The organism is Psychrobacter sp. G, from assembly GCF_000418305.1.
Taxonomy (GTDB): domain Bacteria; phylum Pseudomonadota; class Gammaproteobacteria; order Pseudomonadales; family Moraxellaceae; genus Psychrobacter; species Psychrobacter cryohalolentis.
Genome location: NC_021661.1, coordinates 300,466 through 314,223, shown reverse-complemented (window position 1 = coordinate 314,223; position 13,758 = coordinate 300,466). Strand labels below are relative to the sequence as shown.

At 41.2% G+C, this 13,758-nt stretch carries 11 protein-coding genes and 3 tRNA genes; all 14 read right to left on the bottom strand.

The features are described from left to right. Positions 1-10: 10 nt before the first annotated feature. Positions 11-1,015, bottom strand: a complete 1,005-nt coding sequence (locus PSYCG_RS01355) for a prepilin-type N-terminal cleavage/methylation domain-containing protein (RefSeq protein WP_020442623.1) — start codon at positions 1,013-1,015, stop codon at positions 11-13. Next, on the bottom strand, positions 1,015-1,581 hold the full coding sequence (pilV, locus tag PSYCG_RS01350) for a type IV pilus modification protein PilV (RefSeq protein WP_011512635.1): 567 nt from the start codon (positions 1,579-1,581) through the stop codon (positions 1,015-1,017). Before pilV ends, PSYCG_RS01355 begins: the two co-directional genes overlap by 1 nt. Beyond that, complete coding sequence (locus PSYCG_RS01345) at positions 1,581-2,087, bottom strand: GspH/FimT family pseudopilin (RefSeq protein WP_020442622.1); 507 nt, start codon at positions 2,085-2,087, stop codon at positions 1,581-1,583. The genes pilV and PSYCG_RS01345 overlap by 1 nt, the downstream gene beginning before the upstream one ends. Before the next feature lie 302 nt (positions 2,088-2,389). Beyond that, positions 2,390-3,232, bottom strand: coding sequence for a ComF family protein (locus tag PSYCG_RS13500; RefSeq protein WP_020442621.1), 843 nt, complete (start codon positions 3,230-3,232; stop codon positions 2,390-2,392). A 42-nt stretch (positions 3,233-3,274) separates the two neighbouring features. Continuing rightward, the gene (locus PSYCG_RS01335) at positions 3,275-4,630 is read right to left on the bottom strand and encodes a phospholipase A (protein ID WP_020442620.1); all 1,356 of its coding nucleotides are present in this window, start codon (positions 4,628-4,630) and stop codon (positions 3,275-3,277) included. Between the two features lie 536 nt (positions 4,631-5,166). Next, positions 5,167-7,401, bottom strand: coding sequence for a protein-disulfide reductase DsbD domain-containing protein (locus PSYCG_RS01330; RefSeq protein WP_020442619.1), 2,235 nt, complete (start codon positions 7,399-7,401; stop codon positions 5,167-5,169). A 59-nt stretch (positions 7,402-7,460) separates the two neighbouring features. After that, entirely contained in the window at positions 7,461-8,021 is a 561-nt protein-coding gene (locus PSYCG_RS01325) for a protein-disulfide reductase DsbD N-terminal domain-containing protein (RefSeq protein WP_020442618.1), read from the bottom strand. A gap of 269 nt (positions 8,022-8,290) precedes the next feature. Next, on the bottom strand, positions 8,291-8,719 hold the full coding sequence (gene gspG, locus PSYCG_RS01320; RefSeq protein ID WP_041772381.1) for a type II secretion system major pseudopilin GspG: 429 nt from the start codon (positions 8,717-8,719) through the stop codon (positions 8,291-8,293). Positions 8,720-9,339: 620 nt separating this feature from the next. Then, positions 9,340-10,542 (bottom strand): type II secretion system inner membrane protein GspF, encoded by a 1,203-nt coding sequence (gspF, locus tag PSYCG_RS01315; protein WP_020442616.1) that lies wholly within the window; start codon positions 10,540-10,542, stop codon positions 9,340-9,342. 83 nt (positions 10,543-10,625) lie between these two features. Continuing rightward, positions 10,626-11,714: a hypothetical protein gene (locus PSYCG_RS01310; RefSeq protein ID WP_020442615.1), complete on the bottom strand. Its 1,089-nt coding sequence runs from the start codon at positions 11,712-11,714 to the stop codon at positions 10,626-10,628. Positions 11,715-11,997: 283 nt separating this feature from the next. Further along, positions 11,998-12,933, bottom strand: a complete 936-nt coding sequence (locus PSYCG_RS01305; RefSeq protein ID WP_020442614.1) for a helix-turn-helix domain-containing protein — start codon at positions 12,931-12,933, stop codon at positions 11,998-12,000. Positions 12,934-13,279: 346 nt separating this feature from the next. Beyond that, positions 13,280-13,355 (bottom strand) — tRNA-His (locus PSYCG_RS01300). 40 nt (positions 13,356-13,395) lie between these two features. Next, positions 13,396-13,472 (bottom strand) — tRNA-Arg (locus tag PSYCG_RS01295). Between the two features lie 92 nt (positions 13,473-13,564). Continuing rightward, positions 13,565-13,641: transfer RNA gene (locus PSYCG_RS01290), tRNA-Pro, on the bottom strand. Positions 13,642-13,758: the final 117 nt, after the last annotated feature.

Sequence of the window (13,758 nt, the reverse complement as noted above, 5' to 3'; positions counted from 1 at the left end):
TACCAATAGGTTATAGGCTGGTATTTATATTGACTACACGAGCATTACGTAACAACGTTGTGGTTTCATAAGTGCTACGGACTTTCTTTTTGCTACTAGTATCTGCCTTTAATTTATTCTCTGTTGACGATTGCCCTAACAAAGCAAATTCTGACTGTTCAGCACTTCCTATAATAGGTGTACTACCATGAACAATTAAACCGATCTTGACAGCGGTAAGTACTGGATTACCAGTTGTTATCAATGAATAGGCACTGCTCGGAAGATAAATGATTTGTCCTGCATTAGTACCAGTCGTGTACTGAGCACCTAATAACACCTTGAATTGATCGATATTGACAATAAATTCTTGGCCAGCCTGACCAAAGTTTCTTGAATCACTTGATGGTGTCACAGTATCTATACCACCAGTCTTTTTAACGCGTCCTGCATCACAAGCCAATACTAATTTTTTGATAGCGCCAGTACTGGTATCCCCTGTTGCCTGACGTACAAAATAACGCTCAATAACGATATCATTGACAGCAGCAACCGCTCCTTCACAATCTGTCATTGGAGCGCCTGTTATGTTGATATATTGAATCGTCAACTGATCGCTATTGGTATTAGTATTTGATATGCCTGTCCACCCATTCGCACCAACGGCACTATCTCCTGCACGTCTTGTCAGATACCCCGTATTAGGATAAGGATTCGGTTCATTCGGATTCGGAACGCCAATATTAAGACCCGTTAAGACAATTCCGCCACTGGGAGTGGTACCATCAATTCTGGTGGTTGGATTACCAAGGTTTGCTAGGCGAATACTTTTTTCTAATTGTTGTAATCCGAACACACTGGCATCCTGTAGCTCACTACCACTTGCCTGAATACTGCTTGTTTTTACATTGATAAGATATACTTGAATAGCGGCTGCAGATACGATCAAGCCAAGCACTAAAGAAATCATCAGCTCTATTAACGTAAAGCCTGCTTGATAATCATTAATATAATTATTTTTATGGCTATATGACATCAGTAAGCCTCCATAATAAAGCACTCTGCGCCGTTTTTATAACTGCCATTTGCGTTGGCACAAGCTTTAGCTTCAGTATCACTTAAACCAACTGTGGTGTCTCCCCAACTTGCTACAAAACACTGGAGTTCTTGATTACCTGATGTACCAGGACAGCCATTTGGAACCATACCAATATTAATGTCATTGGCGCTTGCATATGACTTTAATAACAATCCGTCACGTGTCGCAAGTTGGTCAATAGTACAACTGGCTGATGCTGCAGGTGCGGTATTACCACTTGTCAGACAACTGTCTTTAGTTATGCTCTTACTATCAACACTAACAGTGTCTGAAGATCCGTTTATTGCCGTCTTAAAAGCAGCAATACCGCTAGGATTAGTACGCATCGTCTCTGCACCGCCTCGCATAATAGCTAAAGAACGAGTACGCATTAAACTTTCGTCTGTCGCTTTTATAGCGGACATTTGCATGGCGCTGAACCCTAATACAGCCACTGCTAATAATAGCAATGCGACCATCACTTCTATTAACCCTATGCCTGACTGTGTGTCTTGTATATTCATTAACAGATCCCAGCATTTATAGTATTAACGTTAGCAATGTTAGTAAGGCTTACTTGTCTGGGCGTTTCACTATTAGAGCCACTATCACAGATGGTATATACTACTGTGGCATTGTTAGCTATTCTCTTATTTGGTTGAAAAACGATATTGGTTACTGTAGATGGAGTAATCATTTGGGTAACAGTACTTTTATCACTAATATTATAGCTAGATATTTCGTTACCATTAGCTTGCAACTTGATCGTTTTAGGCGCGCTGCTATTACCATATACAACCATTATATTCTGACGGCGTAGGACGCTTTCTACCTTTGCTTCTGTTAAAGCATTTGCCAATGTAGCCGCAGTCGACTTAACTCTTTGATTGGCAAGCTGAGTACTGATATTAGGTGCTGCAATACCGACAATAATAGCAAGCACGGCAATCGTTACCATCAGCTCAATCAGAGTAAACCCTGAGCTACTTATACTCAATTTCTGTGGTCGATTGTTAGCCGATGCTTTCACGTTAAATTCCTATATAGCTGCTGGCATATTCAAGCATGACTGGCTTTACAGTCGTAGTGAATACCTAATATTTAAACAGGCTTTAATATAAAATAGTCAACTATAGCCATGCAATTTTTGTTCCATAAAACAAGTTATCTAATCAGCTTAAACACTTTACTTCTCTATATGTAAAGCAGGCTAGCTATTGGCTATTAGCAGCATATGTTTATAGTCTATGTTATTGTCAATATAGCGTGGGATTAAAATATTAGCAACATAATAGCAACATAATAGTAGTTGCCAACAAGTTTTATTAGCATCTATGACTGGCTACCATGCGCTAATGCATAGGCACACAGATAGTATTTATTATTGGAGTTAGGAGTTGTTGAAGGGTAAATTGATAGAATGCGAGCTAAGGCTTGTAAACTTGCTCCCGTAGTTGCCACATCATCAAATAAGATAAGGCGTTTAACGGGAGAAGGCTCTAGTAAAGTAAAGGCATTGTCTAGATTGCTCAAGCGTTCGGCACGGGTGAGTCCTTGCTGACTGACCGTATTATCAATACGCTTGATACCTTGCCATAAAGGAATGTCCCAATACTTAGATAAATGCGCGGCCAAAATACTGACAGGATCAAAGCCACGTTTAATGAGACGCACATCGGTCGTTGGCATAGCGACAATCACACTATTATCATGATGGCAACCATGAGGTCGTGGTAGTTGACGTATCACATGTAACAATAATGGCAGCTTTGTCATATCCTCATGATGCTTAAAGGCTCTAATAGCTTGGCGCATGGGATAGTCATAGTAAGTTGCTGCTTGAATGGTGAGCGTCATGCCAGCAGTAATATCGACTTCAAATGGCTTGGGCAACCACGCAATACTGCTATGGCAGCTGGCGCATAATAGTCCACTACTAAAACGGCTATAGAGTTGCTTTCGGATTTTGCTAAAAGAAGAATGGCTACTTGATAAAGAGTACGATGCGTTTTCAGCTAATAAACTGTTTTGACTGAATAATGGAGTATTTGACGAAGAGGGATTTTGTAACAGCTGTGATTGCGGAGTACTACGATAAACGGCACATAACTGGCAGCGTAAGTTTATATACTCTGCCAGCCATAGTCCGGCTTGATAAGGCGCTAAGTGACGCATGACTTGCTGTCACTATAGGCACCGATATTTAAAGCGCTAATGTTACAGCCCTTTCCAATCATTGAGTACGATACCAAAGCCGATAGAAGTATTCTCATAGTTATAATCTACGATAGATTCGCCATACCCTTGGAATACCTGCACAAAACCATTAACATTTTTAGATAATGGATAAATATAATCGATTTGCGCAGCGCCTTTATTGGTGCCTGGATTATAGCGCAACGTACCACTTAGGCTTTGTTGACTCGGTAAATCATATAAGAACTTGATATCGCCATAACCCATGAAATCTTCGATATCAGGATTGTCTTCACTACTGTCATTTTCATTGTTCACTCGTAACCAGAATCGCGGTATGACAGACAATTTACCCCACTCTGCCCCTGCCATCACATAAGCACGGTTCCATGAGCGCGATAATGGATCATCTTGACCATTTGAGTGATGAATAGCACCTGCTCCAAGCATTCGCAGTCGCCCACCAAAAGGCAGATTTGCGGTCACAGGCTGGGTCAAAAATATTTCTGGCTGATAATCGGTTGCACGAAATGGTCGTGAATTGTCTTCATTATAAACTTGCCAATGCGACTCTTGAGTATAACCAAACCACAAATCAGCATTGGTATTAAACAAATCTTCTGCAACTTTAGTCTTTAATGACAATTGAAACTTTAGATCCGTATTACGAGTGTCATTAGATGTAAAAGGTTTGTCCGGTTGAGGTCGAGTGGGTGTACTTGGGCCTAAATTAGGATCAAAGGTATAAAACAGTGGCATAACATAGGTTGGACGATACGGTCTGACGGTCCATGTACCACGTTCACTGTTTTTATCAAGATCATATGCCAAGCTTAGCGGCGTATATTTTTCAATATCTGCTTGAGTCACGCCGACACTTTCCAATACCTCTGCTTCTCTTTGCGTCAGTCCAACCGTATCTAAACTTTCAGTCTCAGCGGGCGGTTTTGTTTCAATATCTTGAGGATAATTGCTCGAAACCTTTTTAGCGATGACATTGCCATTGGCAGTAATGGTACTGGTTTCTTCAGCCAGTATGACTTGAGGGTTGCCTGACAGCGTACTTATAACCGTTTTTGCCAAATCTACTGGCTGTTTACTTGTGACATAACTTGGCGTTTTGCCTTGTTCTGCAACCTTATCAAAGCATGCCAAACGGGCAGAACTGGTCTGTACTTGAGTACATTCAAAGAACAGAGCAGCCTGCTGAGCGATAAAATCTTCGCTTACTGCACTGCTATTTTGAACAGCAGTACTGGTATTTATAGGCTGTAAGCTCTTAGTCTGAGCTGTATCAGCAGCCTGAGCTTGTACTGTGAAACAAGTGAGCGCTATACCAACAGCGATATGTAGAGAGCATTTAGTCGTTCGAAGCATCTATTTTTTTTGGCGTTTCAAGTTTATTTACAGAGGGGCGCTGCGAAGTAATATTGGAAAACATAAGTATCCTTTATTCAACTGATCATTACTGTCAATAGAATATATGAGGTGATTGATATAACAATTAGCATCGACGCTAAACTGGCATAAAAAATCAATATAACTTGGAGATAAAGGGTTGCTGTTACGCTGAATAATGCGCATTTAGCAATGTTGCTTTATTGTAATGAAAACGTACACACTATACTAGCTTTATTGCTGCATAATGTAGCGCTAAATAGATATAAGTAGCATAAAACCAAATGCTTATAATGAGTACAGAATAAAAAAAGGACCCTTTAAAAAGTATCTTGCTAATGACACTCTCAAAGTAATGTTGCTTTATTTAGCACGAAATACAACTAATCGAGTGCTGCAAGCCTTCTTCTAAGAAAAAATAAAAAAGCCAACATACTATGACAGTACGTTGACTTTTTTATAGGAATCGTATTAAGGCATCTAAAGAAATAAAAAAAAGATTTCCAATATAACTATTATTTATTTAATGCCGTCAAAGTCTGCTCAAACTCTGCACGACCAATCTCACCTACTTGTTTTTGTACCAATTGACCATCTTGGTAATACAATAAAGTTGGTGGTCCAAATAATTTATAACGCGCTAAAATTGCCTTAGAATCCGCCGTGGTTTCCGTAATATCGAGTCGTACCAATTGCCAGTCTTGCATTTGTGTGGGACGATTGGTAAATAAATTCTTATCCATAATGCGACATTCAATACACCAATCAGCGGTCAAATCGACCAAAACTTTAGGATTGGCGGCAGTGATAACATCCAATTCTGCCAACGTAGTTATATGCTCATCTGAGTTATTCGTCGCATTATTTTGAGCGCCAGCTTGACCGTTAGCTGACTGCAATAACATAGGGGTGGCACTTAATGAAGCTAACGGATGTAAGCTATCATCATTACCAAGTGCGGCGCCAATCACTAACGTAGCAGCCCAAATACCAGCTATCAAACCGATGGCTTGCGATAGCATTCGACCTTTACCACGCCAGCTCCATGCCCATGTTGCCACAACCATAAACCATAATGCCCATACCAGTAACATTACTGACGATATAAAAACGCGCTCTATTAATAGTAACGCTACGGCAAATAACAGTAAGGCAAAACCTTGCTTGACCCAGTTCATCCAAGCGCCTGCTTTTGGCATAATTTTGCCTTGGGTAGCACCAATCAAAATCAGTGGCGCTGACAAGCCAAAGCCTAGCATAAATAGGGCAGCAAAACCCAATAGCGGATTACCAATCGTTGAGACAGCAAGTAAAGCGCCAAATAATGGTGCAGAAACACAAGGCGATACTACCAATGCTGATAAAAATCCAGCAGCTAAACTGCCACCAGCGCTACCGAGCTTACTATCGCCTGCTTGGCTTAAGCCCTGCATCTTACTACTGATAAAATGCGGCAAACGAATGGTAAATACTTCAAGCATGTAAAGGGCTAACAAAACAAATATTACTGCAAAACTGATCAGGATGATTGGGTTTTGTAGCCAGCCGATGATGCCGAGTGACTCACCAAATACAGCAATGACAGCACCAAGTATTCCGTAAGCAATCGACACCCCAATCGCATAACTTGTCGTTAAAATGACACCTTTTTTAACCGTTGGATTTTGCTGACGGGCGACAATATTTGCGACGATAGGTAACATAGGTAGTACGCACGGCGTAAGCGCTAAGCCAAGCCCTGCCAAAAACAATAATCCTAATGCCAACCAAGGATGCTTGGCTAAGCCAAACGGATCACCATCAGCCAAATTATCTGCGGTAGCTAGTGTATCATTTGTCGGAACAGCATTATCTGCTAACAGTGTATCAGCGCCAGAAATCGTATTGGTGGCGCCAAGCTCTCCATCTAAAGCCTCATCATCCAACAACGCATAATCAACGACCTCACCTTCTTCTGCAAGCGCTTGCTCTGCTTCAGCACTCATTGCCTCAGTACTGTCTATACTTGTGGCATTTGGCGCCTCTGATGTTGTGACGCTATTGCTATTATTTACCGAATTTGCATTAGTAGTAGTCTCTTGATTGACATCGCCTTTAGCAACACCAGTGACATTACTTGTCGTATTGACCACAGCTTGCGGCGAGCTTGCAACGATATCGACAGTGGTTTTTATTTTCTCAGGCGGGTAGCAAAGTCCTGCTTTGGCGCAGCCTTGCCAACCAATCACCACCGCTGCATTGTCAACGCTCTTTCCATTAATACTCAGAGTAGTAGTGGCTACCATATTTTTTTGATCAAATACTGGCACTTTACCAAAAGTTGGATCATTAATTAAGACAGGCGTTTGACTAAAAGTAAACGGTGCCGCCGTAACCCCAGCAGGCAAAGTGAGTTTAAGCTGATTCTTATAAACATAATGTTCTGGAGTGATATCAAAATTAATCGATAACTGAGTGCCAGCTTTGACAGCTTTACTGCTACTCGTGACTTGAAAGGCTTTATCCACTGACAGAAATTTCGATTGTCCAGCGCTTTGATTGCTACTAAAAAGATCGCCCAATCCTGCTGCCTGCGTCGTCATAGTCGTCGCAGTCAATCCTAAAAATAACGAGCTACTCGCTATAGTCAATGCCAGTAAATAAGACTTCTTTGGCACTTTATTTACAACTGATGGCAAATTTTTTGAAGACTGATTTCTGGTGGATACCGCTTTAAATGACGAGATACTTTTTGCTGTCTTAATGGACATAAAGGACTACCTGTTATAACGACTATATAAATCAACCTACTTGCGCTATCTATTAATGACTAACGTTTGACTGCAATGTTTAACGTGGTTTTGATCTTTTCTGGCGGATAGCATAGTCCAGCTTGAGCACAACCTTGCCAGCCAATCACAACCGGCACATTCTTTGCCGCTTTACCATTTTTGGTCGTCATTATAGTCGTTGCTACAACGGTCTTTTGCGTAAATACGGGTACCTTGCCAAAGGTTGGATCATCAATAGAAACTGGCGATTGGCTAAAGGTAAATGGCGTCGCATTGATACCTTTTGGAAAACTTAAGGTCAGCTTATCTTTATACACGTAATGACCTGGTGTGATATCAAAAGCGATCGATAACTGCGTGCCTTTAGTGGTCGCTTTGGTACTGCTAGTCACTTGAAATGCCTTGTCAACGGGCAAAAATTTTGATTGCTGAGCACTATTATTACTAAACAATTCCCCCAGACCTGCAGCTTGAGTCGCAACAGACGTCATTGACAAAGTAGTCATCAAAGCAGTGACTTTTATAGCAAGCAAATAAGGCTTTTTAGTTGATTGTTTATTCATGATAATTGATTTCGATTCTGATGTTTCGATAGACATATGATTACCTCGGATTACTAGAAGAACAGCTGTTTTTTTACAATCAATAGAAAATAGTCAATCGTTTTAATAATAAATAGCAGGGTTAAGATTCCGTTTATCTGAATTTAAAGTTAGTGATATTTATAGTTAGCGATAGTCATAAAAAATATCAACCAATAACGTCTTATTGGTTGATATATTAATCTCATTAAAGATGCTTTTAGCGCCAAGGTATTTATCATGGTATCGCTTGCAAACAATACCTAAATAACTGAGTAGGCTAGAGCTTATAGCTGAGCATAAAGATCAGCGTCCTGCCCTTCTCCGCCCTGTTCGCCATCAGCCCCTAGAGAAAATAAATCATAAGGTCGACCTTCACTACCTGGGGCAACATATTGCAGCTCGTTTTCCCAACCATCCGTTGGATATCCGCCTTTAATATAACCACCGTCAGGATAGTTCTTAGCTTCCGCTGGTGGCGTGGTGAGTGCTTCTAAACCTTGAGCCGTCGTTGGATAGCGTGAATTATCTACTTTATACATATCTAGCGCATTTGATACTGTTGATAGCGCTGTTTCAGTGGTTTTAACCCGTGCTTTATCACTTTGTCCGACCACCTTTGGCACCACTAGACCAGCAAGAATGGCCAAAATGACAATCACCACCATGATTTCAATCAAGGTAAATCCTGATTGGAGATTGCTTACGCGCTGAATGCTTGATAAAGCAACAGCTTTCTGACTTTGCGCTGCCGCTAAACACTCTGGCTTATCATCCATATCACTTGGTGAAATCGTACTTACTCGAATATTATCAGTCATAGTCATCGCTTCTGGCATCGCTTTTCGCGTCAAGGTTATATAAATAATGAAAATGGCTTTTAAGTTATCTTTATCGTCACATTCATAATAGGCATATTTACAGTGTCTTAAGGAGCACTGAAACGATTATTACTATAAACCATGGTTTTACTTTTATCCAGCATTGAAGGCAGGTTGTCATTTGGGTCAATGTGTTATTAATAATCTATGATAACTAACCTTTTGAAATAGCGTTTGACTGTTACTTATAACTGATACTTACTATAACGCAAGGTTAGATTTGACAACAGTAAAAGCGTTGGTCGGTCAATAATATACAACAGTAAGCAAAACTTAAGAAACGTAGCCAAATTTGAAGTCAAATTATTAAAATATAAGTAAAAAAATAAACCACAACATCAGAAGTATAGACGTTGTATTTGAAAACAGAAAGTATAGAAACAGAAATGCCGTTAAGTATACGGGTGATAAAACAACTATTACTAACAGGAGCGTATATTTAAGGGTAATAAAAACTAGCCAGCCAAGTCATTCATATTCACAATTGGCAGCATCACCGCCATTACGATAATCATGACTACCACACCCATCAGCACCAGCATTAAAGGCTCAAGTAATGACAATAAAGTACTGATAAAATTGGTGGCTTCTGCCTCTTGCATATTGGCAGCACGGCTAAGCATATTTTCAAGCTCGCCCGAGTTTTCACCACTTTTAATCATTTGCACCATCATCGGTGGAAAATAGGGCGATTTGTCTAATTGGCTCGACAGACTTGAACCCTCTGTCACTCTATCGGCAGCGGTAATGATGGTTTTTTGAATATGCAAATTGGTGGTGACCGCAGCGCCGATATGGAGCGCTTCAATCAATGGCACACCAGAGCGCACCAATATGGCGAGCGTACTGGCAAAGCGCGCCGCATTCAACCCTTTCGATAAACGTGCCAGTATAGGCAATCTTAGCACAGCACTATCTACGGCAAGTTTGCCCGCTTGCGTCTGAGCAAAGCGATAGAATAAAAATGCCGTTCCTGCCAACACCAGCAGCATCAGCCACCACCACTGGGTAATAATATTCGATAAGCTAAGGACAATTTGGGTAATTAAAGGCAGGGCTTGTTCGGACTGCTCAAACACTTTGACAATTTTTGGTACTACAAAGCTCATTAGCCCCATAATTACGCCAACTGCCATCACCATCAGCACGATGGGATAAACCATAGCGCCTTGTATTTTTTTCTGTAAGGCAAAGCGATTTTCGGTGTAATCGGCAAGCTGATTTAAGATTAAGTCCAAATGACCAGATTTTTCTCCAGCTGCAATGGTAGCGATATATAGTGGCGGAAAGCTCGCCGCTTGCTGCAAAGCGCGCGCCAAACTGAGACCTTCTAAGACATGCGAGCGAACGGCAAGCATTAAAGATTTGATATGGGTTTTTGGCGATTGTTTGGCGACAGCTGCCAAAGTTTCCTCTAACGGAATACCAGCAGCAAGTAACACAGATAGCTGGCGGGTAAGCAGTGCCAGCTCATAAGCAGAGGGTTTTTTATAGCGGCTTTTATGCTGACTTTGCCTATCATTGACGGCGTTGACTTCGACAGGCGTCCATTGTTTATCACGCAGCTGCTGGCGTACTTGCCGCGCAGAATCACCTTCAAGCAAGCCTTTTTGGATGCCGCCACGATCGTCAAGCGCTTTATAATGATAAGCGGGCATAGCAGCGGATATCCTAAGACGGTCAAGAATAAAAGAGGATGGATCAAGATTTGAAAAGTTGGCTTATTAAAAGAATAGACGACTTAAAGAAGCGGCGTAGAATCGTTACTATCCGGCATCAAGCCTTGCAATAATAGAACATCTAAATGCTGTTGTTGTAGCTTTTTATCAAAATCATTGACTTCAGCGATCAGCATACGCTCAATGCGCTTATCACTGGCAAACACACTGAGACGTGCACAAATGACCGCCAATTGATAAATGCGTTTTTTACAATAACCGTCTAAACCTTGTAGCAATCTGACCATGTGCGGGGTTTCAAGGCTGGCATAATCATAATCACTCACCACATCCTGACCAAGTGCTGTCACGCCATAGGTAATAGATAAATGGGCGCAAAAATAACAGCTGAATAAATAGCCAACCACATGTCCTATATAATAGCCACGATCGTAAGTAAAGCTACTGACGCCAAAGTGCCCGAGCACATAGCTGTTCAAACTGCCTTGATCAAAGATAGGTTTATTATGCTTTAGCTTGCCGACGGTGGCAAAGCATAATGGATTGTGCCCATCCTGTGTTGTCAACTGCCAACCTGCAGGTTGCTGAGCTGGCATATGGCGTACAATATCTTCGATAATGTCATCGACCACATGCAGCTGCTGCCATAAGCGCTCAATGGCATCCGTATCCATCAAACCGCGTTTATCAAGCTGCTGTGCAAGCAAATATTGCTGGTATTCGGCAAATTGTTTTTTAAGGGTATGTACAAGATAAGTCGGACGGATAGCAGCAGAAGCCAAATATAATTGCTGCGTGCGCTCATGCTGCGCGCGATAAAGTGCCACGCGCTGAGTAGCAATACTACTGTCACTTGCAGAGATAGATAAGCTTTGGTTTATTAGAGTATGATTAGCAGTATTTATATTAGCGGAGCTAGTCTCTGTCAAGCTGCCCTCCGCATTTGGCAAAACAAATAAGGCTAATAATGCCGTTTTATCAAGCCGAATAGCCATACCTGCCTGTGCGCTATTTTCCTGCTGAAGATTTGAGTCATGCTGATTATTGTTAGCCTTGACTCTGCTATTAAGTTTGTCTTTATGATTAATAGACGCAGAAGAATCTTGTAGATCATTTGATTTTACGCTTGGTTTTGCGGTCGGTTCAGTCATAAAACACCATCAGCTGCAAAAATAAACATCACCTAAGTCATACTATATTATGGATAGACTGTAATATAGAAGCATAAAATATAGGTCGCTAAAACACTGTCGCAACTAGGCGACTTATTACTTCATTGTCATTCCATAGTACCTGAACCTACACTCATTGTCAGCTGTGCAAGATCGAAATACTAATGATGAAAAATTATTATCAGATAGACGCTATTATATCACTGACTCAGTTTAGAAAATATCACACAGCTTAGATGACTATTTATTTGTGAAGTAGCAGCTAAGCAAGGTTTTGTTTTTGATATTGCTGGCGGTACGCTTTTGGCGATATGCCATATACGCGCTTAAAGGCTTGGCTAAAGGTTGAGTCTGAGGCATAACCCACTAGCTCACTAATACGGCTGATACTATTTTGCTGCAAACGCAAATAACGTGCTGCCAGCCGCAAACGGTAGTCAATCAGATAGGTCAACGGCGGCATACCAACCACGTCTTTGAAACGCTGCGCAAAACTCGAGCGTGACATACCTGCAACTTCAGCAAGTTCATGAATGCTCCAGTTTTGGCTTGGATTTTCGTGCATGGCCACCAATGCCTTGGTTAAAAACGGGTCTTTCATGGCTTTTAGCCAACTGTCCGTGGCTTCAGGCAAACTTTCGATATAAACCCGCAAGCACTCAATCATCATAATACTTGCCCAATGATTGATAATCGCTGTCTTACCCATCCGCTCATGCTCAGCTTCCAACGTCAGCAGTCGAATCTCAACATCAATCACCTCGAACCGACCATCAGATTCATCGTTAATTTCAGGCAATATCGTTGGTAGTACTGATAATAAAGGACGAATCATCTCTTTATCGTACTTGCATTCAATCAGTATCAAAGATGATTGGGCATCACCATCGCCCTGAATATCAAGCACTTGTTCCGTGCAATTAGTAAGCAACTCATCCAAAGGTTTGGCACTCTCACCATGATGGTTGAGCGCGTAACTGACATGATTGTGCGAGCTAGGAATCATAATAATGTCGCCAGCATGCGCTTCTCTGAGTCCACTGCCCATATCAATACAAAAGCTACCAGACATCACCAAATAAAACACAATCGTATCTTGTCTAGTGAGTGAGTAAGACCAATTGCCTGTACCATTTAAGCGATAGTATTTCGTATCGAATAAATGCACATTTTGTAGTAACACGCTTAATGCGTCCATTAACCATTTCCTCAATAACAGCTGCTCAATAACGCGCCACTTTAATAAAAAAATCGCACTAATATGAGGATCGATTTTATTTAAAAATATAGTACTACTGAGATAAATTTTTCTTTGACAGTACAGCTAATATACCTTTATAAAGCCCTTACGACACAATATGTATCATAAAAAAATGATAAAAAACGCCAGTAGACTGTTAGATCATGAGCGACTTAAAAGGTTTAGGACTATCACAGAGGCAAAAAGATATAAAACAGACAGGTACAAAAAAATGCCAAAAATGGCAGCGGCTTTTTTTAAATGATTTTAATATAGATATAAATAGAAGGGATACAGCAAAAAATGGGGCGACTGATGGGACTCGAACCCACGACAACCGAGATCACAACCCGGGGCTCTACCAACTGAGCTACAACCGCCATAACTGTTGCCAAAATTCGGCAATATATGCAGGCTAAATGGTGCGCCTGGCAGGATTCGAACCTGCGGCCACCTCCTTAGAAGGGAGATGCTCTATCCAACTGAGCTACAGGCGCTCTTAGAGGACTTTTACATATTTTGGTCCGCTTGATATACAAGAAACCAAACCATTATACATAAAAAAAAGCCTGTAAGGCTCTTAAATAGATGGTCGGAGTGATAGGATTCGAACCTACGACCCTCTGGTCCCAAACCAGATGCGCTACCAAACTGCGCCACACTCCGAAATTCTCTATTAACACGATAGTTTGTTGATTAACTGGTTATTGGCAATGCCACTAACTGGCTAACGTTCCTTGCTATCGAGGTGCACATATTAAGGGGAAACGCCGATGGTGTCAA

Excerpts from the sequence above, each read along its gene's own strand:
- PSYCG_RS01355 (WP_020442623.1), bottom strand. The coding sequence starts at position 1,015 with ATGTCATATAGCCATAAAAATAATTATATTAATGATTATCAAGCAGGC.
- pilV (WP_011512635.1), bottom strand. The coding sequence starts at position 1,581 with ATGAATATACAAGACACACAGTCAGGCATAGGGTTAATAGAAGTGATG.
- PSYCG_RS13500 (WP_020442621.1), bottom strand. The coding sequence starts at position 3,232 with ATGCGTCACTTAGCGCCTTATCAAGCCGGACTATGGCTGGCAGAGTAT.
- PSYCG_RS01335 (WP_020442620.1), bottom strand. The coding sequence starts at position 4,630 with ATGCTTCGAACGACTAAATGCTCTCTACATATCGCTGTTGGTATAGCG.
- PSYCG_RS01330 (WP_020442619.1), bottom strand. The coding sequence starts at position 7,401 with ATGTCCATTAAGACAGCAAAAAGTATCTCGTCATTTAAAGCGGTATCC.
- PSYCG_RS01325 (WP_020442618.1), bottom strand. The coding sequence starts at position 8,021 with ATGTCTATCGAAACATCAGAATCGAAATCAATTATCATGAATAAACAA.
- gspF (WP_020442616.1), bottom strand. The coding sequence starts at position 10,542 with ATGCCCGCTTATCATTATAAAGCGCTTGACGATCGTGGCGGCATCCAA.
- PSYCG_RS01310 (WP_020442615.1), bottom strand. The coding sequence starts at position 11,714 with ATGACTGAACCGACCGCAAAACCAAGCGTAAAATCAAATGATCTACAA.
- PSYCG_RS01305 (WP_020442614.1), bottom strand. The coding sequence starts at position 12,933 with ATGGACGCATTAAGCGTGTTACTACAAAATGTGCATTTATTCGATACG.